The following is a 25,326-nucleotide window of genomic DNA, read 5'->3' as shown; positions in this document are numbered from 1 at the left end:
TCACCATTTTTTGAATGGTAAATTGACGTCATTGATGGGGAGTTCAAGATGACAGATACAAATGACTATGATGATAGTTCAGAAGACCAAGCGGTAGACGACGATGAAGCTCAAGCAGCGGAAAAAGGTGCTGCGGCAAGTGAATCAACGGTGTCTGATACAGACTTGGCTGAAGCTGAAACACTCACAGTAACTGCGAAAAAAAGACAACGTGAAGCATTGGAAGACGAAATCGCTGCATTTTTAGCGCGGGGTGGAAAAATCACTGAAGTTCCCCCTGATGAATCTGCAAAAGATTGATTTTAAAGCACCGACAGGTGCTTTTTTAATGACTTTAAACGTTCGATTATGGGATGCTGATTTGATTCAATGTTTAAGGTTGCATGATGATTTCGACACGTTGTTGGTCATTCCCTATTGCTTCAAAGTCATTACTGATTAAATCATAAGTAATTTTTGAACTTTTAATTTGTTGTCCAATATCACTTCTAATCATTGCATTACCTTCTAGAGTGATTATGGATTTTTTCGCATCGAAAATCATTTTATTCGCAGAAGCTTGAATGTTTTCTTTCGTTTTATAGATTCTCTTATTCAGTTTTAGAGGGGTGCCAAAAGCGATGATAGACACAAGTTGTTTATTTTTATCTTGATTGAGCTGTATTTCATTTCCTGTGATCTGCGTACTTCCTTGTTTGGCGCTAAAGTTCCCTTTGTAATAGCCAGAGGAGTTATGGATATTAAATTGAGCAAAATCACCTGACAGTTGAAGTGACTCATTAAAATCCGGATCTTGTGCAGCAAATAAAGATGATGTCATCAGCCATGGCAATAAAAGAGTCGTGGTTTTGTTATTTTAAAAATTTGAATCTTTGGTTTATTGATCATAAGTTAAAATTTCTGATAAATAAAAAAATAAATGTTTAGTCATATTCTTGCATACATTGAGGAACAGCCACTAAACATCCTATTCCTCAATGATGATCATTCTAATTTTGTTGTTATATCACGTGATTATTGATTGGTGAGTTCTAACGCTCGTTGGTAAGCAATTTTCTTTTTGATGCCCATTAAGTCAGCTGCAAGTTGTGATGCTGCTTTAACAGATAAGTCCTGTAATAATCGTGTAAGTAGTTGGTCTAACTTCTCTTGTTCTACATCTTGGTCTTTGGCATCAGGTAGCCCGCCAATCACTAAAACGATCTCACCTTTTTGTTGGTGATGATCATTTTCAATAAAACTCACCAATTCACCTAGCGTCATTTTTTTAATGGTTTCAAAGGTCTTGGTGATCTCGCGAGCGAAACCGACGGGGCGCTGTTCACCAAACACCTGAACCATATCTTTGACGCTGTCTAAAATACGGTGGGGCGCTTCATAGATAATCATGGTTTGCGTTTCATATTTTAATTTTTCTAGTTGTATTAAGCGCTGTGATTGCTTTGAAGAGAGAAAGCCTTCAAAACTAAAACGGTCACTAGGCAAGCCAACAGCACTCAACGCTGCAATTGCAGCGCAAGCGCCCGGTACAGGAATGACACGGATTCCATTGTCTTGTGCAGCACGAACCAATTTAAATCCAGGATCACTAATGAGCGGGGTTCCAGCATCACTGACCAATGCAATATCTTGACCTTGCTTTAATTTTTCGATAAGTATATCAATTTTGTTACTTTCATTATGATCATGACACGCTGTAAGTGGAGTTGAGATATTATAATGTTTTAATAATTGAGCGGATTGGCGGGTATCTTCTGCCGCAATAATAGAAACCGACTTTAAAACTTCAATAGAACGGAAAGTCATATCATCTAAGTGCCCAATTGGGGTCGCTACGACAAATAATTGAGCACTCATAAAGGTCTCCATGAAAAATAAGATAGTGTTGAACAGTATTAAAAGACTGGTATGTTTGGGAATAATTGGATTTACAATCCAAGTTCACGCAGAAATTCTTGTTATCTTACCTGAAACAGGTCCCATGTCGCGAGCAGGTTTAAGTATCAAACAAGGAATATTGAATGCATCTCATGCATCTAAGAACCAAATTCCATTAAAATTTGTAGATTCTGATCAAAAAAGCATCAAAACCATATTGAAGCAAAATGTGAATAAAAAAACCAAAATGATTATTGGTCCTTTGGCACGTCCAGATGTAGAAGCATTGATTAATTTAAAACCTAAAGTTCCAGTGCTTGCTTTGAATGAGGTGTATCCGACCCATAAAAATGTTTGGCAATATAGTCTGTCTAAAAATGACGATGCTTTAGCACTTCTGGATTATATTCAGCATGATAAAGTGAGCAAACTCTATGTTGTTCGTGAAAAGGGCACGGAGGCAGAATCAATCAGCTTTTTAAATGCACTTTTCGCAAATTATGCAGGAGAAGTTGACCCAGTGGATGCGATGCCAAATACGACCAAAGCAAGTGAAGGTATTTTATTGCTTGGGTCAAATCAATGGTTGGCAAATTTAAAGAAGTTAAAGAAAAAGAATATTTATACTCAAGCGATCGCCTTGAATGAAAGTAAAACATTACCGAAAGGCATGAAGTTCTGTGATGTGCCTGCTTTGTATATCAAAGAATGGGAAGATGTGGTGAAAGCCTATAAGGATCAACCCACATCATTACCTTATCAACGTTTATATGCGTTTGGTGGTGATGCTTGGTATATTGCTGAACAATTTGTGTTGGATCCCAATGTCAAAAGTCTAACCTTTAATGGGCGGACAGGAAAAATTAAAATTGAAGGTAATCGCGTTGAGCGCATTCCACAATGTTTTGAGCGCTCTAAAAATAACTTAGTGCCCTTATAGTTGAATGATCGATGGCTAAAAATAATCTAGGATTATGGGCGGAGCAAGAGGCAGTAAAAATATTGCGGCAGTCTGGCTATGTGGTTGTCAAATTAAACTATTTTTCACGCTTTGGTGAAATCGATATTATTGCTGAATCACAACAAGAGTTGGTTTTTATTGAAGTTAAAGCAAGAACTTCAAACTATAGGGGATACGCTTTTGAAGCAGTGAATTTGTCCAAACAGCAGAAAATGATCAAGACAGCCTTTAGGTTTTTACAAGAATATCCGCAATATGAACAGTATTATTGTCGTTTTGATGTAATTGGGTTTGATTTACATCATAAATTTGCAAAAAACGTACAGCAAGACTGGAGTAAAATCTCTTATGATCAGTCTTGGATTGAAAATGCATTTACTTTGGATGCAGACTTGATTAATCTGTGACGAAGAATTGCTCCACAGTTTTTCTCAAAAAAAAGATATGTTCCAACATCTTAATAGGCAATCAAGATGTTGTGTTGTCAGTTAAAATCAATAGGAGTCTTGCTGAGTGTTAAAGCGTATTGTCATCACCATGATGTGTGTAGCAAGTTTATCTGGTTGCGCGAGTTTTATCTCTGGTGGTACTGGTTCTTCACCAGTAGGAACAGAAAGCGGTGTCCGATCTTTAGGACAAGTTTTTATTGATTCTTCTATTGAGCGTACTGCAAAAATTAACTTATATAAATTAGATGCTCGATTTAAACAATCTCGTGTCAATATTAATAGTTTTCACAGCAATGTTTTACTTACTGGGCAAGTACCCGATGCACATTTAAAACAACTTGCCGAAGACAATTTACGTGCAATGAGTGATGTAAAAGCGGTACACAATTACTTAACTGTTGGCAATCAAATCGGTTATAGCACCATCATGCAGGACGCCTCTGTCACTGTGAATACCCGTGGCTTAATTATGAAAGCGCCTGTGGTCTCTGATAATAAAGTTTTGGTCCATACTGAAGATGGTGTTCTGTATGTTCTGGGTCGTCTAAATAATGCTGAAATTGCGGATTTAAATGATGTTTTACAAAAAGTTGGAAATGTGACTAAAATCGTGACCTTGATTGACAATGTTGAGCAAGCAAATAATTCAGTTCAAACTTCATCTTTTACGGCACCTGTGGTAAACAATGCACAACAACCCGATGTGCAAACCCCTGTTGCAATTGATCCAGATGCTACAGGGCAAAACAATAATGTTATCCAACAATAGGCTAGAATTGCTTAAAGTTAAACTTGGCAAGCAATTTCAACAACTTAAAGTTAAGTTTAAAACGCATTATCAAGATTTTCGTTTATATGACTTAGGCAGCATAACCCTTAATGGATTGACTCCCAAAAAGGGATATTCCATAAAGCAAAACATTGCTTATGGTTTAAAAGCCCGACAACGTTTAGATTTATATATTTCCCATCAAACACAAATCAAAGCTTTGATTGTTTTTGTTCATGGTGGTGCTTGGAGTCATGGTGATAAAAGTGCCTATAAGTTTGTAGGGGAAGCGTTTAGCCGCTATGGCTATAATGTTGCGGTGCTGAATTACCATTTGGCTCCTGAACATAAGTTTCCAAGTTATGTTGATGATTTAGCCGTTGCCTTAAATTATCTTGAACAACAGCAATTACGTTTAGGTATTTCAACAGATCAAATTGCTTTGATGGGACATTCAGCAGGGGCGTTCAATATAGCCTCTTTATTGTATCACCCGAAAAACTATGCTTTGCCGTTAAAACCCAATATCAAAGCATTGATTGGAATTGCAGGACCTTATCATTTTGATTATAAAGATGATGCTTTGGCTGAAGGTGCATTTGATCAAACCATTCCCTATCAACAGGTGATGCCATATTATTTTGTTGCCAAGAATGAGATAAAACATTATTTATTCCTGGCTGAAAATGATCAGATTGTGAAGCCGCAGAACTCCTTTGACTTCAAAAAACAGTTGCTTGAACAAGGCAATCATTGTGAAATCTTGACCATTCCTAAAACAGGGCATATCTCAATTATGGGCAGTGTCTCAAGCTTATTCAGTCGTCTCTTTGTGACGCGTTCGGAAATTATAAAAGTCTTAGATGAAGCAATCAAAAATGCCTAGCATGGGTTAGGCATTTTTAATAAAGTTTAAAACTAGTCTTGATGCATTGGCGTATTGTGGATTACATGTTGAATCATGGAATGTGCAATACTGCCTGTGAATGGTGTTTCAGGCAATTGGTCAAACTTAAAAAATTGTGCATCACTGATTTCTTCTTCCTGCAATACAATCTCACCCGCTTCATATTCAGCTTTAAAAGCAAGCATTAAATTGCTAGGAAATGGCCAAGGCTGGCTTGACAAATATTGCACATTCTTTACTTTTAAGCCGACTTCCTCCAAAGTTTCACGCTTGACTGCTTCCTCAAGCGTTTCACCAACTTCGACAAAACCTGCAATCAGGCCATACATATTACTTTTATTCTTGGCATTCTTAGCCAATAGAATTTCATTATCACCACGTGTGATCACCGTAATAATACAGGGCTGTACGCGAGGGTATTGATGGTAACGACACACAGGGCAAACCATTGCGTATTCAATTGGATGAACTTCTGTTTCATGTCCACAGTGACTACAAAATTTATGATTACGGCGCCATTCAAGCAGTTGCACTGCTCGACTGGCTTGTTCAAATTCAGCTTTTGTCCACTGCGAGATGAGTTGCCGAATCGGAATGAGTTGATATCCCTGTGGAATCTCATCTTCAATAAAAAGATCCCGGGCAATGATCTGATCACCCGAGTTAAAACTGATATCACTTGCCAATTTCTCTACTTTCGGAAGTTGTAAGTTTTCATCCACTAAAAGTTGTTGGTGATGAAAGATATAAGCAACTGATAATTCTGACATTAGGCTACCGATTTTAAATTTTGACTACTTGCCAATGCTACATCAAACATCGTCTGCAAAACAGGTTGTTTGTTCTGTAGATTTTCAATCATCATATCTGCACTGGCGAGCACATCCAGAAGTTTATTCACCTGTTGTTGGTTGAAGATCTGTTCTTTGTTGAGCCCAGACTGAATAAATTCAGCAGACTGCGCCAATGCCTTTTGACCGTCTTTGGCTGCAAGGAACAATAAAGCTCCCCCAATTTCATATAATTGAGAAGGTAATAGTTCAAGACTTGTAGACTGTGGATCCTCCAAATATTGAATCAGCGTTTGTGAGCTTAAATCGACCATCGCCTTGGTTTCAGTCAGTAAAGCTGTGTGAGCTTCATCAAGACGATCTAGAGAAATATGTAGATTATTGACTTTTAATTGCAGGCGATTAGAAGTGTAATTGCGTTCAAGAATTCCAATAGAGTTCATTGCAGAGAGGATACTATTCATCAATTGCTGCGCATAGTTTTCATCTCTCAGCATATTTTCTTGAGACAACAGATCGGCCTGCTGTTTTAATTCGCTATAGGCTTCATTTAAATTGAGCACTTTAAATACATGTGCAAGATCTGTGAGTTTACTCTTCAATTCTTGAGTTTTTTCATCACTCATATTTTGATAGTTAAACTCAATATCATTACGGATTTGCGACATTTCATCAGTAATGAGCTGGCTGACACTGTGAATCGTATCGAAATCTGGTCCGAACAAATGACGGCTGAAAATCTGAAGCTGTGTATCTGTGAGAATATCCTCACCCAGATTGATCTGTTCACGAATGTGTTGAGAAATCTCATCTTCTTGACTGACACAAATACTCAATACATTTGCAGTGTCCATTAAGGATGGGATAAATCCTGCAAGATCGTTAAGGAATAAGGAAATGTTGGTTTCGATGCTGATGAGTGTTCTTAAACGGGTATCGTTGAGGATGATATTTTCAATCTGATTTAACGCAACAGCAATCAATGCCCAATATTGGGCACTCGGTTGCCCTTGAGCAGTGCTGGCCAAGTAACTCCCAACCAGCTTTATTCCTTGAAGATCTAAATCCGTCTCCTGTTGCTTTAAGAGTTTGTGTAGACAAAGCTTATAAAGCTTATGGACATGGACTGAGCTTTCCAATTCTGGGGCTTTTGAAAGATTAAAATTTGGAGTCACGCAATCCAGTAATGGTACGATGGCTTGACCTTCTGGCGTGAGTGCCAAACCTAGAGAAAGTTCTAAGCGGTTTAGCGTATCATGCAAAAATTGCGGCACTTTCACTTCTCGTAGGCAACTAAACTCAATATAACGTTTGAGCATCGTTGTCCCTTCGCTCAATGCAATGACATCCTGCGTATTGATTTCATGTGGATTCTGCATGATTTTACGCATGACTTGCGCTGAGAGTTCGGCAATTTTTGCAACTTGAGGCATGTCAATTAGCATGAGTACATGGCTGCATTGTTCGAGTTGCAGCAATGCATCATCTATACCAAAGGGTAAAGTTTGATCTTCAACTAAACTGCTGACAGCAGATTCAACTTGTAAAATTGAATTATCGACTTCTTTTTTAATAATCAGTAATGCCGTCGGATCAAAATGTATAGAGGTTTGGTAAGACATTGATCTGCACCTTTCCTGGGTATCTAAATGTTCTATTGCATAGCCTCAAAATGAGGCTAATTTTCTAAGTTTTAATATAGCTGAAGAAGTGGATTTTTACAGAAAAAATAAGCCTAAATAGGAAATTTTATTTTGCAAAAATGCAGGCTTCCCCATGTTTTTCTTGATATTTCTTGACCCAGTTCTCATGTGCTTCTAATTCTTCATCCGAAGCGTAAATAACAGGGACATCAATTTCAATTTTTTGCCGTGCTGTGTTCCCCTGAGCTTGTTCAGTATGTGCAGAAATAGCATCCATGTCAAAGGATACTTGTCCGCCTGTCATCGCGAGATAAACATCGGCTAAAATTTCAGCATCGAGCAATGCGCCATGGAAAGTACGGTCACGTTGGACAATTTCGTAACGGCGAACCAATGCATCCAATGAGTTTTTTTGCCCTGGATGCTTACTTTTCGCCATCGCTAGAGTATCCGTCACTGAACACACTTCAGACAGGGCTGGAAAACCGCTGCGTTTGAACTCCATATCCAAGAAGTTCATATCGAAGCTTGCATTGTGTGCAATAATTTCACTGCCTTTTAAGTAGTCGAAGAGGACTTCGGCAATTTCCTCATACTTGGGTTTGTCTTTTAAGAATTCATCAGTGATTCCGTGGATGGCTTCTGATTCACCTACAGGTTTGCCTGGATTGATATAGATGTGAATCGAACTGCCAGTAAGTTTACGATTGACCATCTCAATCGCACCAACTTCAACAATTCGATCAGTGTCTTGATAATAAAAACCAGTGGTTTCGGTATCCAGAATAAACTGTTTAGGTCCATGTAGCTTTATGGTCGCAGGCGTAATCACAATCTGCGGGTGAATATTTGTATCTTTCATTGGGGCGCTTTGTTCAACTGGATCCTCATCGTTCACGGCATTATTTTGTGTGTCAGATACTGTCATCGTGTGTTTGGGGGTGGGCATTTCAATAGCCATACTTTCATCGGATTCCATCAGATCAAATCCGAAAGGATCATCGAGCAACCAGTCTTTTTCATCTTTTTTTTTATCATGACTTTCTACAATCTGTTCAGTAGTGGATTGAGGCATCTTTGGTTTTTTTGCAGCCAGTGTTTGTTCAGTGCCTAAGTTTGCCAGTTGATCCGCCATTTCATTGCCAGCATGTCCTGCATGACCTTTAATCCAATTCCATTCGATTTCACGACCTGTGCACACACGATCCAGTTTTTGCCATAAATCAGGATTTTTAACATCTTTCCAGTTTTTCTTTTTCCAACCTTCAATCCATTCTGTAATACCGCGCTTCACATAGTTGGAATCGGTCCAAATAATCAATTTCGCATCGGCAGGACAAAATGAAATACCTTCGATGGCAGCACTCAGCTCCATACGATTATTGGTGGTATCTAATTCACCACCACACAATTTATGCTCTTCAGTTTCAGTGATGATATAAGCGCCCCAGCCACCAGGACCTGGATTGCCTTTACAAGCACCGTCGACATAAAGTGTGATTGTTTGTGACATAGTAATAACCAATGAAAGTGAATTAAGAGTTGAACATCGTGGTTTAAGAATTTATTGTATACGCAAATCAGCGTTTTCTACGCATGAACCGAGATTTTTTTAATTTCTTGTAACATTTGTATGCAATTCGCATTCAAAATTTGCCTTGTATGCGCCTTGAGCTCTACTAAAATGGCAAAGATAAAATAATTTACTAAATGTTGTTCGGAACCCTTATGTTTAAACCTACCACAATGGTGTGGCAACCTACTGCATCTGTTTTCTTTAAACTATCACTATTAACATCTGCATTGGCGGCACTGGGTTTGACTGCTGGGTGTTCTTCGAACCCATCGACGTCAAAAACTCAAACATCAAAGTCGTCAGGCATGTTGGACGCAAACAGTTTGGATTCACTTGAAGATCTTCTGTCAGCAACGGATATGCGTGCGGTAGAAGGTGATCGTTTATTGATTCTAAAACATGGTGATGTTTGGAAGCGTATGTCTGTTGGTTTTAAAATGGATGAAAACCATTGGGATCCACGTATTGATGCCCAACGTAGCTGGTTCGTTTCTCGTCAACCTTATATAGATCGCTTAAGTGCCCGTGCATCACGTTATCTTTACCATACTGTAAAAGAAGCTGAACGTCGCGGTTTGCCGACTGAATTGGCACTGTTGCCGATCATTGAAAGTTCTTACGATCCAGCTGCAACCAGTAGTGCTGCCGCTGCCGGGATGTGGCAATTTATTCCAAGTACTGGAAAAATTTACGGTTTAAGACAAACCAGCCTGTATGACGGACGCCGTGACGTGGTCGAATCGACTCGTGCTGCATATGAGTTTTTAGGTGGTTTATACAATCAATTCGGTTCATGGGAATTGGCATTGGCGGCATACAATGCCGGTCCAGGACGAATTCAGCAGGCAATTAACCGTAACCAAGCAGCGGGATTACCGACAGACTATTGGTCATTACGCTTACCCCAAGAAACTATGAACTACGTTCCGCGCTTTTTGGCAGTGGCACAAATCATTAAAAATCCATCTAAGTATGGTGTAAGCTTACCACCGATCGCCAATCGTCCGCATTTTAGGGAAGTGGCTGTTCCACCTGGTACACAATTGAATCAAATTGCTTCAATTACGGGTTTGAGTCGTGCCGAGTTGTATGCACTGAATCCAGGACACCGTGGCGAAATCGTCGATCCATCAAGTACACTGCGAATCTTAATTCCTGCTGATCTTAGCCCAACAATCGATTCTAAGTTAAGAGCATTAAAACCAAGTTCAGACAGTGGTTATTGGGCAAGTAATAACAGTCCTACAACTGCAACTCAAACTCTAACACCTGCTGGTGTGACGTCTACCGTGACACAGTCCATTACACCGACTCGAACTGCACCTCCTGTATTGGGTTCAAACAAAGCTACGACAACATCCTCTAGTCCGGTAACGACATTAAAAAATACGCCACAAGGTTCTGATGCCTTAGCTAAATTTGCGGCCAATGCCGATATTCCTAGTGCACCGCGTATTCCAGTTGCTGTTACTACTGCTGCAAATGTTAAACCTGTTGCCGTTGAGCCGCCGATTTCTGCACGTGAAAAAGCTCAGATTCTTGCAGCTGTAAAAGCTGAAGGTGAAAAAGAAACCGTTAAACAGGTATTGGAACCTCAAGCAACGCAAGCAGAAAAAGAAGAAGTGGTTAAAGAGATTAAAGCCATAGCACCGCAAGGTACAGAAGTTCTAGATCCATATGATGGCAAAATTAAACTGACTGCGATTCAGACCAGTCAATCGGTCGCAGAAGTGCAAGGTAAAGAAAATACGGTTGGATTTGCTTATCCAAAAGGTTTAGCGGATACCACACCTGCAAACTCCGAAGAAGCGAAACTGAATCAAGATAAAAACTTCAAGAAAACTGATACTGAAGTCGTGGTGGAACCTCCTAAGGGTAAACGTAGCACTTATACTGTTTTGGCAGGTGATACTTTAGCAACAATTGCCTTGAAAAATGGGGTCAATTGGCGTGATATTGCCAAATGGAACCAAGTTGATCCAAATGGAACTTTATTTGTCGGTGCAACATTGTATTTATATGATGCTAAACCACAAATTGATACGCCTAGCACGTCACGAAAAGTCACAGAATCAGCACCAACAACTTATGTGGTGAAACCGAATGACAGTTTAACTGGCGTTGCAAATCAATTTGATTTATCAGTTTCACAATTGGCAAGTTATAACAATTTGAATACCAACAGTAATCTATTTGTAGGGCAAAAATTAAAGCTCAAAGATACCGCTGACGATAAATTATCAGAAATTAACAAGACTGTGGTTCGAGCTGATACATCTAAGCCAGTTGCGAAAGTAAGAACGAAATCTTATGTGGTTAAACGTGGTGAATATCTTAAAATCATCGCTGATCGTTATGCACTATCGGTACACGAGCTGGCGGATTTGACCCCAGGCTTAGATATTTCCAGCAGTTTGTTTGTTGGGCAAAAAATTAATGTACCTCTCAATGAAGTCAACGAGCCAGAGAATAAACTTGAGTCGAAAGTGATTGAGCAGAGCAAGTTTAAAAATCTGAAATCTGAGCCAAGCTATAAAACGGAAAATTATAAAGTTCAAAGTGGAGATAGTTTATCGAGTATTGCAGCACAGTCTAAATTATCTTTGGCTGAGCTCGCGGAGTTAAATAAACTTTCACCATCCCGAAATTTACTGGTGGGGCAAGTGATTAAAATTCCTGCTGGAAGTTCTACTCCGGACACCTATACGGTTCAATCTGGTGATAGTCTGATTGCAGTTGCCAACAAATATAATTTACAAGTTAATCAAATTGCTGAACTCAATGGTTTGACAACGAGTTCGGGTTTACTGGTTGGACAAAAACTCAAATTAACGGGGACACCTGAAAGCAGTGCTAAAGAAAGAACACATAGCAGAAATGAATCAAAATCTGAACTATCTAGCAAAGACATTCATGTTGTGAAATCAGGTGAAACTCTGGCGAGTATTGCCAAGAAATACAAATTACAGTTGAGCTATTTAAGTGACTTAAATGGTTTATCTCGTAATCAAGCGCTTGATGTTGGACAACGTCTCAAAATTGAGGGCGATTTGCCAAGTAAGTCCTCGCTTTCTAAAGAAAAGGAAGACTTAAAGGCTTCAGCAAAATCGACCTCTAAAGCCTTGAGTAAAAACACAGAAAGCTATGCTGTTAAGGCTGGTGAATCTTTAAATGTTATTGCTAGTCGTGTGGGTTTATCAGTACAAGAACTGGCTGAGTTGAATGATTTAAGTCCGCGTGCTGGTTTACAGCGTGGTCAATCCATTCGTATTCCTAAAACTGTCACTGAGTACAAAGTAAAAAGTGGCGATTCGTTGATTCGTTTAGCCAGTAAATTCGGTATTGATACGGGTGCATTAGCTGAAATGAATGATTTGAAACCAAATGCTTCATTACGTATTGGTAGCATTATCAAAGTTCCAAATCTTTGATCGGTTTTTGTGAGCGATTAAAATTTCAAAAATGATTTTTTAAATCAAGGAAAGTAGGGGAATGCACCTGAGTTTTACATGTGTCAGTACATTGGTATTGGCATTGGGGAGCAGTATTGCAGTGGATGTTGCCGCTGCAATACAGATCACACCATATATCGCGGTTCATAATTCGCCATTATATGTCAAAGCTCAGGTTATGCCTTATGCCAACATGAATGCGCCTAAAGGCGGTTATATCAGTACGGCAAGTATTGGTACATTTGATAATTTAAATAGTTTGAATGGCAAAGGCAGTTCGACGGAAGGAATCAATTATGTATTTGATAGCTTGATGGACAGCTCACTGGATGAGCCAGGTGTGTTATATCCATTGCTTGCTGAAAAAGTCAGTTATGACCCTGCGAGAACCAAATTTGTAATTTTTCACCTAAATCCTCAAGCCCGTTTTAGTGATGGAACACCTGTCACCGCTGAAGATGTCAAATTTAGCTTTGATACGATTCAGACCAAAGCCAACCTTGGCTTTCAAATGTATTTATCTGACTTGGCAAAAACAGAAGTATTGTCTAAATATCAGGTAAAAATGACTTTTAAATCTGCACATAATCCTGACATGCCCTATATTTTGGCAAAGATCGCGATTTATTCAAAAGCAGATTGGAAAAATAGGGATTATAGCAAAATCACTTTGCAACCGATTTTGGGATCAGGTCCGTATTTAATTGAACGAATTGACTCTGGACGTAGTGTCACTTATAGACGTAACCCAAACTATTGGGCAAAGGATTTGCCCGTCAATCGGGGACGTTACAACTTTGATCGAATCAAATACGTTTATTATCGAAGCCCTGAAGTTGCTTTTGAGGGATTTAAGTCAGGGCAGTATACATTTTATCAAGAGAAAAACGCGCGTAATTGGGTCACTGCTTATCAGTTCCCTGCAGTCAAAGCAGGGCTGGTCAAGCTTTATACCACTACAATTCAAACGCCTGCATTGACGCAAAGTTTGGTATTCAATACCCGTAAGCCTCCGTTTAACAATTTATTTTTCCGACAGGCACTGACCTATGCTTATGATTTTGAATGGATCAATAAAGCTCTGTTATACGGGCAAAATATTCGACTGCAAAGCCATTTTCAAAACAGCGAACTAGCTGCAACGGGAAAACCCAGCAAGCAAGAACTCGCAATACTGCAACCTTATCTCAAGCAACTTCCTGCTTTACAACGACAAGGCGTATTGGCAGATTGGAAATATCCTGTTTCTGATGCCAGTGGTTTTAATCGTCAAAATTTATTGATCGCGCGCTCAATTCTATTAAAAGCGGGATATCGCTTCTATCAAGGTCAATTGCTTGATCAACAAGGTAAACCTATTCGAATCGAGTTTTTGATTCATCAAGATGGAGCACAAAGAACCTTATTGCCCTACATACGCAATTTAAAAAAATTAGGTATTCAAGCCAGTATTCGTCAAGTGGATTTACCTCAATATACTGAACGAATGCGTCGTTTGGATTTTCAGATGACGCCAATGGATATGCCGCAATCTCTGACACCGGGCGCTGAACAGGCTCAAATGTGGGGATCTAGAGCAGCAGATGAAGTGGGTAACTATAACTATGCAGGAATTAAAAATCCTGTAATCGATCAGTTGATTCAGAAGATCATTGCTTCACGAAATCGTGAACAATTGGTATTGCATACACGTGCACTCGATCGTGTATTACGTGCTGGTTATTATCAAATTTTGACCTACGGCAACGATAAAAATTGGTATGCTTATTGGAATATGTATCATCATCCGATGATTAAACCGAAACTGTCACTGGGTTTGGAGTATTGGTGGGCAGATTCCATTGAAACTAAAAAAGTAGAGCAATATTTAAAAAAATAGTGCATTCAATAATTGCCTTCAGTGTTCATAACATGAAAAGCATAGGCGACTTAAACTGAGTCATGTTTAATTTGATTTATCCATCCTCATGAGGACATAAGGAACTTGGTTGCCATGGGCACATATATACTCAAAAGGCTGTTTCTGATCATTCCAACATTGTTCTTTGTTTTATTGATCAATTTTGTTGTGGTTCAAATTGCACCCGGTGGGCCTGTTGAGCAAGCGATTCAGCAAGCAGAGAACTTTCAAAGAGAAGGTATCAGCAATGGTGGGATATCAGCTTCAATAGATCGTCATGAATATCGTGGAGCACATGGTCTGAGTGAAGACATGATTGCGCAAATCAAAAAACAATATGGTTTTGATCAGCCTGCATATCAACGTTTTGGGTTGATGTTAGAAAACTATATGGCTTTTGATTTTGGAACGAGTTTTTTTAAAGACAAGCCTGTGACTCAACTGCTTCTTGAAAAAATGCCAGTAACGCTTTCTCTGGGGTTGTGGAGCACATTACTGATTTACTTAATCTCTATCCCTTTGGGCATAAGAAAAGCCAGACAGAATGGTCTTATTTTTGATCGAGCGACATCATTGCTGCTTGCAGTAGGTTATGCCGTTCCTGCTTTTGTTTTTGCGATTTTGTTGATTGTCTTTTTTGCTGGTGGTTCTTATTACCAGTGGTTCCCCTTACAAGGGTTTGTATCCGATCACTTTCATAGTTTGAATTTTTTTGAAAAGATAGTCGATTATTTTTGGCACATGGCTTTACCGTTGCTGGCGATGGTGCTTGGTGGTTTTGCAAGTTTAACCTATCTAACCAAATACTCCTTTATGGAGGAGTTAAATAAGCACTATGTTCTCGCTGCACGGGCCAAAGGTCTGACAGAAAATACTGTGCTCTATCAACATGTATTCCGCAATGCGTTATTGGTGATTGTCGCAGGATTACCCGAAGTACTGGTGGGTGTATTTTTTGTAGGTAACTTGCTGATTGAGATTATTTTTAATTTAGATGGTTTAGGCTTACTGGGTTTTGAAGCTGTACAGCAGCGCGATTATCCTGTGATTTTTGGTAGTTTATTCTTTTTGACCCTGTTTGGACTGATTTTAAGATTGATTTGCGATGTGTTGTATCGGGTGATTGATCCTCGGATCGATTTTGAATCAAGAGGTGCAAAGTAATGTTACCCATTATGCGTGCTCGCTTAGATAAATTTAAACAAAATCGATGGGGCTTTGCCTGCTTTATCCTATTCATGACATTGTTTGTCGTTTCTATTTCAGCTGAATTTATTGCCAATGATAAGCCTGTGCTTGTGAAATACGATCAGCATTATTACATGCCTGTTTTCAAAGCATATCCAGAAACGACTTTCGGTGGAGTTTTTGAAACTGAAGCGGATTATCGTGATCCTGTTGTTCAGCAGTTGATTGACGAAAAGGGTTGGACGATTTGGCCACTGCTGCGTTATTCCTATCAAACGCCTAACCTAGATTTAGCCGTTCCTGTACCATCGCCGCCCACAACACAAAATTGGTTGGGAACAGATGACCAAGGGCGTGATGTTTTAGCCCGAATTCTTTATGGATTACGGATATCGTTACTCTTTGGTTTTGCCCTGACGCTGTTTGCGGCTTTTTTAGGAATTGCAGTTGGTGCAATTCAGGGCTATTACGGTGGATGGGTGGATTTAATCGGGCAGCGAATCCTTGAGGTCTGGGGAGGCTTACCCACTTTATTTATGGTGATTATTTTAGTCAGCTTGTTTACACCAAGTGTATATTGGCTATTTTTGATCATGTTGATTTTTGGCTGGACAGAGCTTGTCGGTCTTGTTCGTGCAGAGTTTCTTCGTGCACGCCATTTAGATTATGTTCAAGCAGCTCGGGCTTTGGGTGTAACTGATTCAGTGATTATTTTTAGACATATTTTACCCAATGTCGTGAGTTCAAGCCTGTCACAACTCCCATTTATGCTGACTGCAAATATTACTGCCCTTACCGCATTGGATTTCCTAGGGTATGGCTTACCTCCTGATGCAGCTTCTTTGGGGGAGTTACTGTTACAAGGTAAAAATAATCTAGATGCGCCATGGCTAGCACTCTCTGGTTTTTTTACTTTGGCTTTGGTTTTATCATTATTAATTTATATTGGGGAGGCGACACGCGATGCATTCGATCCAAAACGCCAAAAATAATGATGAAGCTTTGTTGTTGTCTGTCAAACATTTACATATTGAAAATAAACAACAAAAAGTGTTGGTTGAAAACCTGAATTTTGATTTGCATATTGGTGAAACAGTTGCGATTGTGGGAGAAAGTGGATCTGGTAAATCCATCAGCGGTTTGGCCTTATTGGGATTACTCCCTGACGATTTAACAGCGACAGGGCAAGCTGTATATGATCAACAGGATTTGTTATCGATCAGTCAAAATACACATTTAAAGATCCGTGGTAAAAAAATTGCCATGATTTTTCAAGAACCGATGACGGCTTTAAATCCATTGCATAAAGTTGAACGGATTGTGGGTGAAACTTTACTTTCTGAGGGTATGTCTAAAGAGAAAGCCAGAAAGCGCGTCTATGATTTATTGTGTGATGTCGGCATGGATGATCCTGAGGATAAGCTGCGACGTTATCCACACGAGTTGTCTGGAGGGCAAAGACAACGTGTCTTAATTGCCTCTGTATTGGCACAAAAACCTGAAATTATTATTGCGGATGAACCAACCACTGCCTTGGATGTCACTTTACAATCCCAAGTCTTAAACCTACTACAACTGCTGATTTTGAATCATAAAATGGCGATGATTTTGATCAGTCATGATCTGAATCTGGTTCGTAAATATTCCAATCAAGTGATTGTGATGAATCAAGGACGAGTCGAAGAGAAGGGATGGGTTCGAGATATTTTTCAAAAACCTAAAGCCGCATATACCCAATATTTACTGGATCATGACTTCGGTGAAGCCAATCCCGCACCGAAGAGCAGCCATTTGGTTTTATCCTTACACCGTCTTGGGGTTAAATTTCCAATTCGAAAAGGTATTTTAAACCGCGTTCAAGATTATTTTATTGCAGTTGAGCCATTAAATTTACGTTTGGATCGTGCTGAATCTATCGGCATTGTGGGGGAGAGTGGTTCTGGTAAAACATCTCTCGCCTTAGCTATTGCAAGACTGATCGAAAGTACAGGAAATATTGTGCTTTTAAATCAAGATATCAATCGCTTGAATCAACGAAAATTAAGACCGTTACGTCAGAATTTCCAAATTGTTTTTCAGGATCCTTTAAGTAGCTTAAATCCTAGAATGACTGTCGATCAGATTATCCGAGAAGGTTTGGTGCTCCAAAAGCTAAAAGAATCTGAAATGATCATTCGGATCAATGAAATTCTGGATAAGGTGGAATTACCCATTACACTCAAACAGCTGTATCCGCATCAATTGTCTGGTGGTCAACGGCAACGAGTTGCTTTGGCGCGTGCAGTGGTGCTGCGACCCAAATTACTGATTCTTGATGAGCCCACTTCAGCACTTGATCGAACCACACAGCGCGCGATTGTAAAATTATTGCGACAATTGCAACTTGACTATCAAATGAGTTATTTGTTTATTAGTCACGACTTGCAGGTCGTGAAAGCACTTTGCCAGAAAGTTTTGGTCCTGAAAAATGCTCAGGTTATAGAACTTCAAGACACGCAAGCCTTATTTGATAAGCCTTTGAATGTTTATACAAAAAAGTTGATTGCCGCGAGCCAATATTAAACCTGCAAAGAAGCGATATGTTTTAATCTGTTCAGTCACATTTACAAAATTGACAAATTAAATTGTCAGATTTACGCTTGAACTGTGCTAAATTTAAATTAGAGTAAAAACTCTAAATACAAAGGGATCTGACCATGAGCCATCTTGCAGAATCATTAGAAATAAAAAACACGCTATTCAAAAACCGCATTATTAAAGGTGCAATGAGTGAAGCATTGGCAAACCATGCTGGACAACCAAATCAACTACATTTGGGATTGTATGATGCTTGGGGCAAAGGTGGTTTGGGTTGTGCCATCACAGGAAATGTGATGGTGGATTTCCGTGCTAAAAATGAACCGGGTGTTGTCGTTGTTGAAACCGAAAGAGATCTTGCCAAATTGACTGAATGGGCAAATATCGGCAAAAAACATGGCATGGTGCAATTGATTCAATTGTCACATCCAGGACGTCAGTGTCCAAAAGGGCTAAATAAAGAAACTGTTGCGCCATCTGCCGTGCCATTTAGTCCTTTATTGGCAACCACATTTGGAACACCTCGGGAGCTGGATGAAGCCGAAATCATCGATATTATTCAACGGTTTGCCGAATCTGCACGAATCTGTGAAAAAGCCGGATTTGAGGGGGTACAGCTTCACGGCGCGCATGGGTATTTAATTAGCCAATTTCTTTCCCCATTGACCAATAAACGTCAAGATCAGTGGGGTGGTTCGATTGAAAACCGTATGCGTTTCCTGTTGGAAATTTATCAAGCAGTTCGTGCCAAAACATCGGAAAACTTTATTGTATCCGTTAAGTTGAATTCTGCAGATTTCCAACGTGGTGGAATTACCGAACAAGAGGTTGTACAAGTATTTAAAGCCATCGATGCAGCTGGTATTGATATTATTGAAATTTCGGGGGGGACTTATGAAGCACCCGCGATGGCAGGAGCAAAGGCAGACAAACGAAAGCCGAGCACAATTGCACGAGAGGCATATTTCCTGGATTTTGCTGAAAAGATTCGTAAAGAGGTCAAATGTCATTTGATGGTAACGGGTGGTTTCCGTACGGCGCAAGGGATGAATGCAGCACTGGACAGTGGGGCTTGCGAGTTTATTGGTATTGCCCGTCCTTTAGCAGTAGAACCCGATGTGAGTAATAATTTAATCGCTGGTCGGGATGTGCGTTATGCAGTAGAGCAAATTAAAACCGGTATTCCTTTTGTTGATAAAATGGCAATTATGGAAATCCTTTGGTACGCTGCTCAATTTAAAGCAATTGGCGAAGGCAAAAAACCGAATCCGAAGCTTTCCCCATTAAAAGTTTTCTTGAATTATGCAAAAAATAATGTCAAAGCTGTGATTCAAGGGCGAGTAAACTCGCGCAAATCAGCGTGAGGTCATCTATAAATGGATGATTAAAAAGACCATTTTTAATGGTCTTTTTAATGTCTAGACAGTTTTATGAAAAGGGCAAGCTTTGAAGAGCCGCTAAAAAAACTGCCCTAAGTACTATTTAATGTGCACAAAAAGCCATATTGAAATATTCAAATAATTCAGGTGTGTTCAGCCACAATAGGCCCGATAAGAGCAACACTAGAATAATGACACTCCAAACAGCAAATTTAAACCATGTATCCGTATCAATCATTGACAACAGACTCCTCATTCACGAAGAAATGTACAATTACGCCAAATAGGCTCAAGGCAATTGAACAACCCCAAATGATGTTGTAGTTACCTGTTATATCATGGTTTAGCCCACCCAGCCAGCCACCAAAAAATGAGCCGACCTGATGGGTAAAAAATACGATGCCACTGAGCATGGTTAAGTATTTTACACCAAACATATTGGCAACAATTCCATTGGTTAAAGGAACAGTTGAAAGCCAGAGTATCCCCATAATGATGCCGAAAGCATATATTGTCCAGATGCTCAGTGGCAGCATAAGAAATGCAATAATGGTCACTCCTCTTAAGCCATATAATCCCATTAACAAATGGGGTTTTGAATATTTATCACCTAGCCAACCTGCTGCATATGTTCCTACAATATTAAAGAGTCCAACCAAGGCGAGAAACATTGTACCCGTCGAAGCATCAAAGCCATGATCAATCAGATAGCCTGGCAGGTGAATACCTAGGAACACCACTTGGAAGCCACAGACCAAGAAACCAAAGGCAAGCCACAGAAATGGTTTGTGATGAAAGGCAATCTTTAAAATTTGTTTAAAGGTTAAGCTTGGTTGGAGTGCCTGCTTGACTGCGTTTGGAGGCGCATACATTGGTGCTTTCAGCATCCATGCCAATGGAATAATCAATACAATCAAGACTGCCGTAATGACCAGTGCAGAAGACCATCCAAAATTTTTAATGAGTAGGAGGGTGGTGGGCAACATGATAAATTGCCCGAATGAACCTGCAGCACTTGCGATCCCCATTGCCATACTGCGTTTGCTTGGATGCGCAGCACGCCCTACTGCTGAAAGGAGTACTGAAAATGACGTTGCGGAGAGAGCTAGGCCAATGATTAAGCCCACACTGAAGTCAAGCAGAAGTGCATTTGAACTGACTGACATTAACAACAGGCCAATCGTATAAAGTACACCTCCCACAGCAACAATTTTTTTACTGCCGTATTTGTCGGCAAGCGCGCCTGTAAAGGGTTGTACAGCACCCCAAAGCAAGTTTTGCATGGCGATCGCTAGACTAAAAACCTGATGACTCCAGTTGAATTCATGGCTCATAGGTACTAGATAAAGTCCAAAACCATGACGCACCCCCAAAGAAAGCGCCAAGATGAAGGCACTTCCAATGAGCATATAAATGAGGGGTTTAGAAAAGCGAGTGTCGTCCTGTAACGCTGTCATAAGTCATCCATTGAATCATCATGTGAGAATTGTAGAGGATTCAATGGCACTTAGCGATAGAATAAAAATTTATCAATCGATAAATTTTAGTGATCAATCTGCTTGCTATCCGGGAATTGATCGTGATTTATGGATTGAATGATTTTCAATAAAAACATATCCATCTCAAATGCGCATCAAGTATTAAAAACGGTAACCAACGCCAAGATAAGTGATCAACGGGTCAATATCGATTTTAGTCTTGGCCGTAACAAGCTCTTTATTGGTATTTGAGTTTGAAATGGTAATGGTGGCATCGCTACTCATGGGTGCATAAGTCACAGAACCTACGCCAAACCAACGATCATTAAAGTCATAGGTTGCACCCAATGTCGCCATAGGTGCCCACGCATCATCTGCTTTGACTTTGACTACAGGATTTGCTGAAGAGATTTTACCATCGAGTGCAGCACCTGCTTGTCCATCCAGTACATTCTGGATCATATGACCTGCTGCAATCAAATCATCTTTTACACCATTATCCACTTTTAAATGCGTAAAATGTGCATACATTACCCCGACACCGAGATAAGGGCGAAATTTATTTACACCGGATTTACCAAATTGATAGTGTAATTCTGCCGCCGGTAACCATGCAGTTGCTGATGCTGCTTTGGGATGCTTGGATAAATCGGTAATCGGTATATCTTTTTGCAAGTCTATACTTCCGAGTGGAGTCGAATCTTTACCGGTTAAAGGTGCATAGATCTGACCTTTACCCTCAATCTCGACTTTAGGTGGAATACCTGCTTTAAACTCTAGAGAAATATTGTCTGTAAAGTAATAGTTGCCCATCAAACCGAAAGTATCAACATCTTTTGCTGTTAAGCCTGTACCTTCAGCAGTCCAACTTGATAAACCATTGACAGTCGCTGTACCTGTTAAAGCACCGGGAATTGTGTCACCTAAAAGACCGATTGCGCCATATAGAAAAGGATTTGACTCTTTAACAGCCGCATCTAGAACAGCTTTTTTAGAAATATCTCCTACTTTTGACTGAGTTCCTTCTGCAACGGCTGTGTTTACTTTGATCGGATTGCCATTGCCTTGAGGCATCGCATGCAACCAGCCTGCCGAAACAGAAAAACGTTTAAATCCATCACCATCTTTCAAACTAAAATAAGGCGAATCCGCATGGGTCAGTATAGGTAAAGCCATACATGTGGTCATCATGCAAAGTAATGATTTCTTCATAGAATTGGACTCCATGTCCGCAATTGATACTAATTTTTATGTATTTTTATTATGAGGATTTTTTGCTGTTTTTGAATGTTGCTTTTGCAAGGTCTTTTTTTTAGTGAATGTTCTTTTTTTAATATTTTATTTATCAGAGACTTAAAAATGTGGCATCTATGTAATTATGTTAATATTACATTACATTGTAAAAATAGAAGATTTTTACAGTAAAAATAAGTTAAAACATAAGCTTGTTTATAACAAAAAAAGTAGTTCATAAAAAAAGGTCATATCAATATGACCTTTTAATAATTTGACCCCGTCAGAGGAGTCAATGACTTATTTATTTCTGAAAGCGAGACAAATCTTCTTCAGGACGCGCAGTTAAAACTTCAACACCGTCTTTCGTCACCAAAAGGGTGTGTTCATATTGAGCTGAAAGACTATGATCCTTGGTTACAACAGTCCATTTGTCACCCATTAGACGGGTCTGCCAAACACCTGCATTGACCATCGGTTCAATGGTAAACGTCATGCCTTCTTCGAGAATCATGCCAGAATTAGGTTGCCCATAGTGTAGAACCTGTGGTTCGTCATGGAACACGGTACCAATCCCATGACCACAATATTCACGAACTACGCTAAAACGTTCTGACTCTACATATTTTTGAATCGCAGCGCCAATATCTCCAATTGTAGAGCCAGGTTTGACGGTTGCCATACCACGATACATTGCTTCCTGCGCAACTTTACATAAACGGTCTGCAATAATTGAAGTTTCGCCACCCACGATATACATCATGTTGGTGTCGCCGTGATAACCATCTTTGATTACGGTCACATCAATATTGAGAATATCGCCTTTTTTCAGGATTTTACTTTCAGATGGAATACCGTGGCATACTACGTGATTGACAGAAGTACAGATCACATGTTGGAAAGCAGGTCGACCTGGTGCAGCACCATAACCCAGACATGCAGGTATAGCGTCTTGTGTGTTGACAATATAGTCATGACAAATCGTATCCAACTCAAGTGTACTGACACCTGGTTTGATATGCGGTTTGATCATATCCAAAACTTCTGCAGCCAATCGACCTGCAACACGCATCTTCTCAATTTCATCTGCGGTTTTGATTAATCGACGGGGTGCTTCGTAAGTACTGTTCATGATCTTTAAAAACTTTTGGAAATTTGTATGTGACTATGGTATAAATAGCCGCCCAATTTATCAAATGCTTTCTGTGACTTTCTTTATGAATCGTTTATGGAAATTTTGATAAGGGTAATTTAAAAATCCGCACATATGTCGTCACATTACTCTGGGTGCCTGAAAGGGTGGAGAATGCGGACATATGGAGGCCTAACCCAAACTTTTAAGGTAAAGAAAATGGCAGATTACAACGTAAGCATGCGCGACCTTCTTCAAGCTGGTGCGCACTTTGGTCACCAAACTCGCTTCTGGAACCCAAAAATGCGTCAATACATTTTTGGTGCGCGTAACCGCATTCACATCATCAACCTTGAACATACTGTTCCTGCGTTAAATGATGCTTTGAATTTTGTTAACAACCTAGCAAGCAAAAAGAACAAAGTATTGTTCGTTGGTACAAAACGTGCTGCTTCTAACATCATTCGTGAGCAAGCTCAACGCGCTGGTCAACCTTATGTAGATCACCGCTGGTTGGGTGGTATGTTGACTAACTGGAAAACTCTTCGTCAGTCAATCAACCGTTTGAAAGATCTTCAAACTCAATCACAAGATGGTACTTTTGCTAAACTTACTAAACGTGAAGCATTAGAACGTACTCGTGAAATGGAAAAACTTGAACGCTCTTTAGGCGGTGTTAAGAACATGGGTGGTTTACCTGACGCATTGTTCATCATCGACGTTGATCACGAAGCGATTGCAATTAAAGAAGCTAAAAACCTGGGTATTCCAGTAATCGGTATCGTTGATACAAACTCTAACCCGGATAACGTAGATTTCGTTATTCCTGGTAACGATGATGCGATCCGTGCTGTTACACTTTATGCTTCTGCAATGGCTGATGCGATTATTGCTGGTAAAGAATACGCTCAAACTCAAGCAAATGCTCAAGCTAAAGGCGAAGAAGCTGCGAAAGAAGCTCCTGAGGCTTAATGCGTTTTGACGCAAGCTTGTCATTTTTGCGATTTAAAATGATGACAAATTGAGCGTCGATAAAGCAAAGCGGCCCAGAGAAACCTTTGGGCCGTTTTTGTTGAACAGATTCATATTCTACCGTATTTAGGAGAACAACATGACTGCAGTTACTGCGAGCATGGTAAAAGAATTACGTGACCGTACTGGTCTTGCAATGATGGAATGCAAAAAAGCATTAACAGAAGCAGACGGTGACATCGAATTAGCGATTGATAACCTTCGTAAATCAGGTCAAGCAAAAGCAGCTAAAAAAGCGGGCAACATTGCTGCTGATGGTGCAATCACGATTGCTCAAGAAGGTAACAAGGCAATTCTTTTAGAAGTAAACTGTCAAACTGACTTCGTTGCGAAAGACGAAAACTTTGCGGGTTTCTCTGCTAAGGTTGCTGCTGCTGCACTTGCTGCTGGTGTAACTGATGCTGCTCAAATTGCTGAATTGAAACTTGAAGACGGTTCAACTGTTGAAGAAGCACGTATTGCGCTTGTTCAAAAAATCGGTGAAAACATTCAGGTTCGTCGTGCTGCAATTGTAGAAGGTGAAAACCTTGCAGTTTACAAACACGGTTTAAAAATTGGTGTTGTCGTTTCTTACACAGGTTCTGCTGAAACTGGTAAAGGTATTGCAATGCACGTTGCTGCATTCAACCCAGTTGCTGTAACTGCTGAAGACGTTTCTGCTGATCTTATCGCGAAAGAGAAAGAAATTGCAGAAGCTAAAGCAATTGAATCTGGTAAACCAGCGAACATCGTTGAAAAAATGGTGACTGGTTCAGTTGAAAAATACTTGAATGAAGTTGTTCTTGAGCGTCAACAATACGTTATCGACAACGATAAAAAAGTTGCTGAAGTATTGAAAGCGACTGCAACAACTGTAGCTCAATTCGTTCGCTTTGAAGTAGGTGAAGGTATTGAGAAAAAAGCTGAAATGAGCTTTGCTGAAGAAGTTGCTGCTGCTCAGGCTGCTGCTAAATAATTTTACTTTTTGAGTATAATTATTGA

At 39.8% G+C, this 25,326-nt stretch carries 22 protein-coding genes; 13 read left to right on the top strand and 9 right to left on the bottom strand.

The genetic code is table 11. The features are described from left to right. The first annotated feature begins 48 nt into the window (after window positions 1-48). Window positions 49-300: a hypothetical protein gene (locus OSH00_RS00945; RefSeq protein WP_266128857.1), complete on the top strand. Its 252-nt coding sequence runs from the start codon at window positions 49-51 to the stop codon at window positions 298-300. A 73-nt stretch (window positions 301-373) separates the two neighbouring features. On the opposite strand, the gene lptA is transcribed toward OSH00_RS00945, so the two are convergent. After that, window positions 374-820 carry a lipopolysaccharide transport periplasmic protein LptA gene (gene lptA / locus OSH00_RS00940; protein WP_266128856.1) on the bottom strand — a complete coding sequence of 149 codons (447 nt, stop codon included), beginning with the start codon at window positions 818-820 and terminating at the stop codon, window positions 374-376. Between the two features lie 194 nt (window positions 821-1,014). Beyond that, the gene (gene rsmI, locus OSH00_RS00935; RefSeq protein ID WP_266128855.1) at window positions 1,015-1,857 is read right to left on the bottom strand and encodes a 16S rRNA (cytidine(1402)-2'-O)-methyltransferase; all 843 of its coding nucleotides are present in this window, start codon (window positions 1,855-1,857) and stop codon (window positions 1,015-1,017) included. A gap of 10 nt (window positions 1,858-1,867) precedes the next feature. Between rsmI and OSH00_RS00930 the strand changes: the two genes are divergently transcribed. From OSH00_RS00930 to OSH00_RS00915, 4 genes are all read left to right on the top strand, one after another. Next, window positions 1,868-2,818, top strand: coding sequence for a penicillin-binding protein activator (locus OSH00_RS00930; protein ID WP_266128854.1), 951 nt, complete (start codon window positions 1,868-1,870; stop codon window positions 2,816-2,818). 11 nt (window positions 2,819-2,829) lie between these two features. Continuing rightward, window positions 2,830-3,246: a YraN family protein gene (locus OSH00_RS00925; RefSeq protein WP_266128853.1), complete on the top strand. Its 417-nt coding sequence runs from the start codon at window positions 2,830-2,832 to the stop codon at window positions 3,244-3,246. Between the two features lie 106 nt (window positions 3,247-3,352). After that, the gene (locus OSH00_RS00920) at window positions 3,353-4,057 is read left to right on the top strand and encodes a BON domain-containing protein (protein ID WP_196074613.1); all 705 of its coding nucleotides are present in this window, start codon (window positions 3,353-3,355) and stop codon (window positions 4,055-4,057) included. Next, window positions 4,041-4,943 (top strand): alpha/beta hydrolase, encoded by a 903-nt coding sequence (locus tag OSH00_RS00915; protein ID WP_266128852.1) that lies wholly within the window; start codon window positions 4,041-4,043, stop codon window positions 4,941-4,943. The genes OSH00_RS00920 and OSH00_RS00915 overlap by 17 nt, the downstream gene beginning before the upstream one ends. A gap of 32 nt (window positions 4,944-4,975) precedes the next feature. On the opposite strand, the gene nudC is transcribed toward OSH00_RS00915, so the two are convergent. The 3 genes from nudC to dnaQ form a co-directional block, all read right to left on the bottom strand. Then, window positions 4,976-5,734 carry an NAD(+) diphosphatase gene (nudC, locus tag OSH00_RS00910; RefSeq protein ID WP_266128851.1) on the bottom strand — a complete coding sequence of 253 codons (759 nt, stop codon included), beginning with the start codon at window positions 5,732-5,734 and terminating at the stop codon, window positions 4,976-4,978. Further along, on the bottom strand, window positions 5,734-7,377 hold the full coding sequence (locus tag OSH00_RS00905) for a chemotaxis protein (protein WP_266128850.1): 1,644 nt from the start codon (window positions 7,375-7,377) through the stop codon (window positions 5,734-5,736). The genes nudC and OSH00_RS00905 overlap by 1 nt, the downstream gene beginning before the upstream one ends. 127 nt (window positions 7,378-7,504) lie before the next feature. Then, window positions 7,505-8,911, bottom strand: a complete 1,407-nt coding sequence (dnaQ, locus tag OSH00_RS00900; protein WP_266128849.1) for a DNA polymerase III subunit epsilon — start codon at window positions 8,909-8,911, stop codon at window positions 7,505-7,507. Between the two features lie 215 nt (window positions 8,912-9,126). Between dnaQ and OSH00_RS00895 the strand changes: the two genes are divergently transcribed. From OSH00_RS00895 to OSH00_RS00870, 6 genes are all read left to right on the top strand, one after another. After that, window positions 9,127-12,405, top strand: coding sequence for a LysM peptidoglycan-binding domain-containing protein (locus OSH00_RS00895; protein WP_266128848.1), 3,279 nt, complete (start codon window positions 9,127-9,129; stop codon window positions 12,403-12,405). A 61-nt stretch (window positions 12,406-12,466) separates the two neighbouring features. Continuing rightward, entirely contained in the window at window positions 12,467-14,305 is a 1,839-nt protein-coding gene (locus tag OSH00_RS00890; protein WP_266128847.1) for an extracellular solute-binding protein, read from the top strand. Between the two features lie 114 nt (window positions 14,306-14,419). Beyond that, the gene (locus OSH00_RS00885; protein WP_266128846.1) at window positions 14,420-15,490 is read left to right on the top strand and encodes a microcin C ABC transporter permease YejB; all 1,071 of its coding nucleotides are present in this window, start codon (window positions 14,420-14,422) and stop codon (window positions 15,488-15,490) included. Then, the gene (locus OSH00_RS00880; RefSeq protein WP_266128845.1) at window positions 15,490-16,506 is read left to right on the top strand and encodes an ABC transporter permease; all 1,017 of its coding nucleotides are present in this window, start codon (window positions 15,490-15,492) and stop codon (window positions 16,504-16,506) included. The genes OSH00_RS00885 and OSH00_RS00880 overlap by 1 nt, the downstream gene beginning before the upstream one ends. Continuing rightward, complete coding sequence (locus OSH00_RS00875; RefSeq protein ID WP_266128844.1) at window positions 16,478-18,076, top strand: ATP-binding cassette domain-containing protein; 1,599 nt, start codon at window positions 16,478-16,480, stop codon at window positions 18,074-18,076. Before OSH00_RS00880 ends, OSH00_RS00875 begins: the two co-directional genes overlap by 29 nt. Before the next feature lie 134 nt (window positions 18,077-18,210). Continuing rightward, on the top strand, window positions 18,211-19,455 hold the full coding sequence (locus OSH00_RS00870) for an NADH:flavin oxidoreductase/NADH oxidase family protein (RefSeq protein WP_266128843.1): 1,245 nt from the start codon (window positions 18,211-18,213) through the stop codon (window positions 19,453-19,455). A 118-nt stretch (window positions 19,456-19,573) separates the two neighbouring features. Here OSH00_RS00870 and OSH00_RS00865 read toward each other — a convergent pair whose 3' ends face one another. The 4 genes from OSH00_RS00865 to map form a co-directional block, all read right to left on the bottom strand. Continuing rightward, window positions 19,574-19,708 carry a hypothetical protein gene (locus OSH00_RS00865; protein ID WP_266128842.1) on the bottom strand — a complete coding sequence of 45 codons (135 nt, stop codon included), beginning with the start codon at window positions 19,706-19,708 and terminating at the stop codon, window positions 19,574-19,576. Further along, the gene (locus OSH00_RS00860) at window positions 19,701-20,927 is read right to left on the bottom strand and encodes an MFS transporter (protein WP_266128841.1); all 1,227 of its coding nucleotides are present in this window, start codon (window positions 20,925-20,927) and stop codon (window positions 19,701-19,703) included. The genes OSH00_RS00865 and OSH00_RS00860 overlap by 8 nt, the downstream gene beginning before the upstream one ends. A 183-nt stretch (window positions 20,928-21,110) precedes the next feature. Next, window positions 21,111-22,160, bottom strand: coding sequence for an OmpW/AlkL family protein (locus OSH00_RS00855; protein WP_266128840.1), 1,050 nt, complete (start codon window positions 22,158-22,160; stop codon window positions 21,111-21,113). A 325-nt stretch (window positions 22,161-22,485) separates the two neighbouring features. Beyond that, window positions 22,486-23,313 (bottom strand): type I methionyl aminopeptidase, encoded by an 828-nt coding sequence (map, locus tag OSH00_RS00850; protein WP_266128839.1) that lies wholly within the window; start codon window positions 23,311-23,313, stop codon window positions 22,486-22,488. Window positions 23,314-23,532: 219 nt separating this feature from the next. Here map and rpsB point away from each other — a divergent pair, with 219 nt between their 5' ends. Continuing rightward, entirely contained in the window at window positions 23,533-24,285 is a 753-nt protein-coding gene (gene rpsB, locus OSH00_RS00845; RefSeq protein WP_009586494.1) for a 30S ribosomal protein S2, read from the top strand. A 139-nt stretch (window positions 24,286-24,424) separates the two neighbouring features. Beyond that, complete coding sequence (gene tsf, locus OSH00_RS00840) at window positions 24,425-25,300, top strand: translation elongation factor Ts (RefSeq protein WP_004722025.1); 876 nt, start codon at window positions 24,425-24,427, stop codon at window positions 25,298-25,300. The last annotated feature ends 26 nt before the right edge of the window (window positions 25,301-25,326 follow it).

This window comes from Acinetobacter nematophilus (assembly GCF_026344175.1).
GTDB lineage: Bacteria > Pseudomonadota > Gammaproteobacteria > Pseudomonadales > Moraxellaceae > Acinetobacter > Acinetobacter nematophilus.
This window is presented reverse-complemented; position numbering and strand designations above follow the sequence as displayed.

What these genes read in the sequence shown, in the direction of transcription:
- OSH00_RS00860 (WP_266128841.1), bottom strand. Translation starts at nt 20,927, where the DNA reads ATGACAGCGTTACAGGACGACACTCGCTTTTCTAAACCCCTCATTTAT.
- OSH00_RS00890 (WP_266128847.1), top strand. Translation starts at nt 12,467, where the DNA reads ATGCACCTGAGTTTTACATGTGTCAGTACATTGGTATTGGCATTGGGG.
- OSH00_RS00885 (WP_266128846.1), top strand. Translation starts at nt 14,420, where the DNA reads ATGGGCACATATATACTCAAAAGGCTGTTTCTGATCATTCCAACATTG.
- nudC (WP_266128851.1), bottom strand. Translation starts at nt 5,734, where the DNA reads ATGTCAGAATTATCAGTTGCTTATATCTTTCATCACCAACAACTTTTA.
- rpsB (WP_009586494.1), top strand. Translation starts at nt 23,533, where the DNA reads ATGGCAGATTACAACGTAAGCATGCGCGACCTTCTTCAAGCTGGTGCG.
- OSH00_RS00870 (WP_266128843.1), top strand. Translation starts at nt 18,211, where the DNA reads ATGAGCCATCTTGCAGAATCATTAGAAATAAAAAACACGCTATTCAAA.
- OSH00_RS00855 (WP_266128840.1), bottom strand. Translation starts at nt 22,160, where the DNA reads ATGAAGAAATCATTACTTTGCATGATGACCACATGTATGGCTTTACCT.
- tsf (WP_004722025.1), top strand. Translation starts at nt 24,425, where the DNA reads ATGACTGCAGTTACTGCGAGCATGGTAAAAGAATTACGTGACCGTACT.
- OSH00_RS00865 (WP_266128842.1), bottom strand. Translation starts at nt 19,708, where the DNA reads ATGATTGATACGGATACATGGTTTAAATTTGCTGTTTGGAGTGTCATT.
- OSH00_RS00880 (WP_266128845.1), top strand. Translation starts at nt 15,490, where the DNA reads ATGTTACCCATTATGCGTGCTCGCTTAGATAAATTTAAACAAAATCGA.
- dnaQ (WP_266128849.1), bottom strand. Translation starts at nt 8,911, where the DNA reads ATGTCACAAACAATCACACTTTATGTCGACGGTGCTTGTAAAGGCAAT.
- map (WP_266128839.1), bottom strand. Translation starts at nt 23,313, where the DNA reads ATGAACAGTACTTACGAAGCACCCCGTCGATTAATCAAAACCGCAGAT.
- OSH00_RS00875 (WP_266128844.1), top strand. Translation starts at nt 16,478, where the DNA reads ATGCATTCGATCCAAAACGCCAAAAATAATGATGAAGCTTTGTTGTTG.
- OSH00_RS00930 (WP_266128854.1), top strand. Translation starts at nt 1,868, where the DNA reads ATGAAAAATAAGATAGTGTTGAACAGTATTAAAAGACTGGTATGTTTG.
- rsmI (WP_266128855.1), bottom strand. Translation starts at nt 1,857, where the DNA reads ATGAGTGCTCAATTATTTGTCGTAGCGACCCCAATTGGGCACTTAGAT.
- OSH00_RS00945 (WP_266128857.1), top strand. Translation starts at nt 49, where the DNA reads ATGACAGATACAAATGACTATGATGATAGTTCAGAAGACCAAGCGGTA.
- OSH00_RS00925 (WP_266128853.1), top strand. Translation starts at nt 2,830, where the DNA reads ATGGCTAAAAATAATCTAGGATTATGGGCGGAGCAAGAGGCAGTAAAA.
- OSH00_RS00895 (WP_266128848.1), top strand. Translation starts at nt 9,127, where the DNA reads ATGTTTAAACCTACCACAATGGTGTGGCAACCTACTGCATCTGTTTTC.
- OSH00_RS00905 (WP_266128850.1), bottom strand. Translation starts at nt 7,377, where the DNA reads ATGTCTTACCAAACCTCTATACATTTTGATCCGACGGCATTACTGATT.
- OSH00_RS00915 (WP_266128852.1), top strand. Translation starts at nt 4,041, where the DNA reads ATGTTATCCAACAATAGGCTAGAATTGCTTAAAGTTAAACTTGGCAAG.
- lptA (WP_266128856.1), bottom strand. Translation starts at nt 820, where the DNA reads ATGACATCATCTTTATTTGCTGCACAAGATCCGGATTTTAATGAGTCA.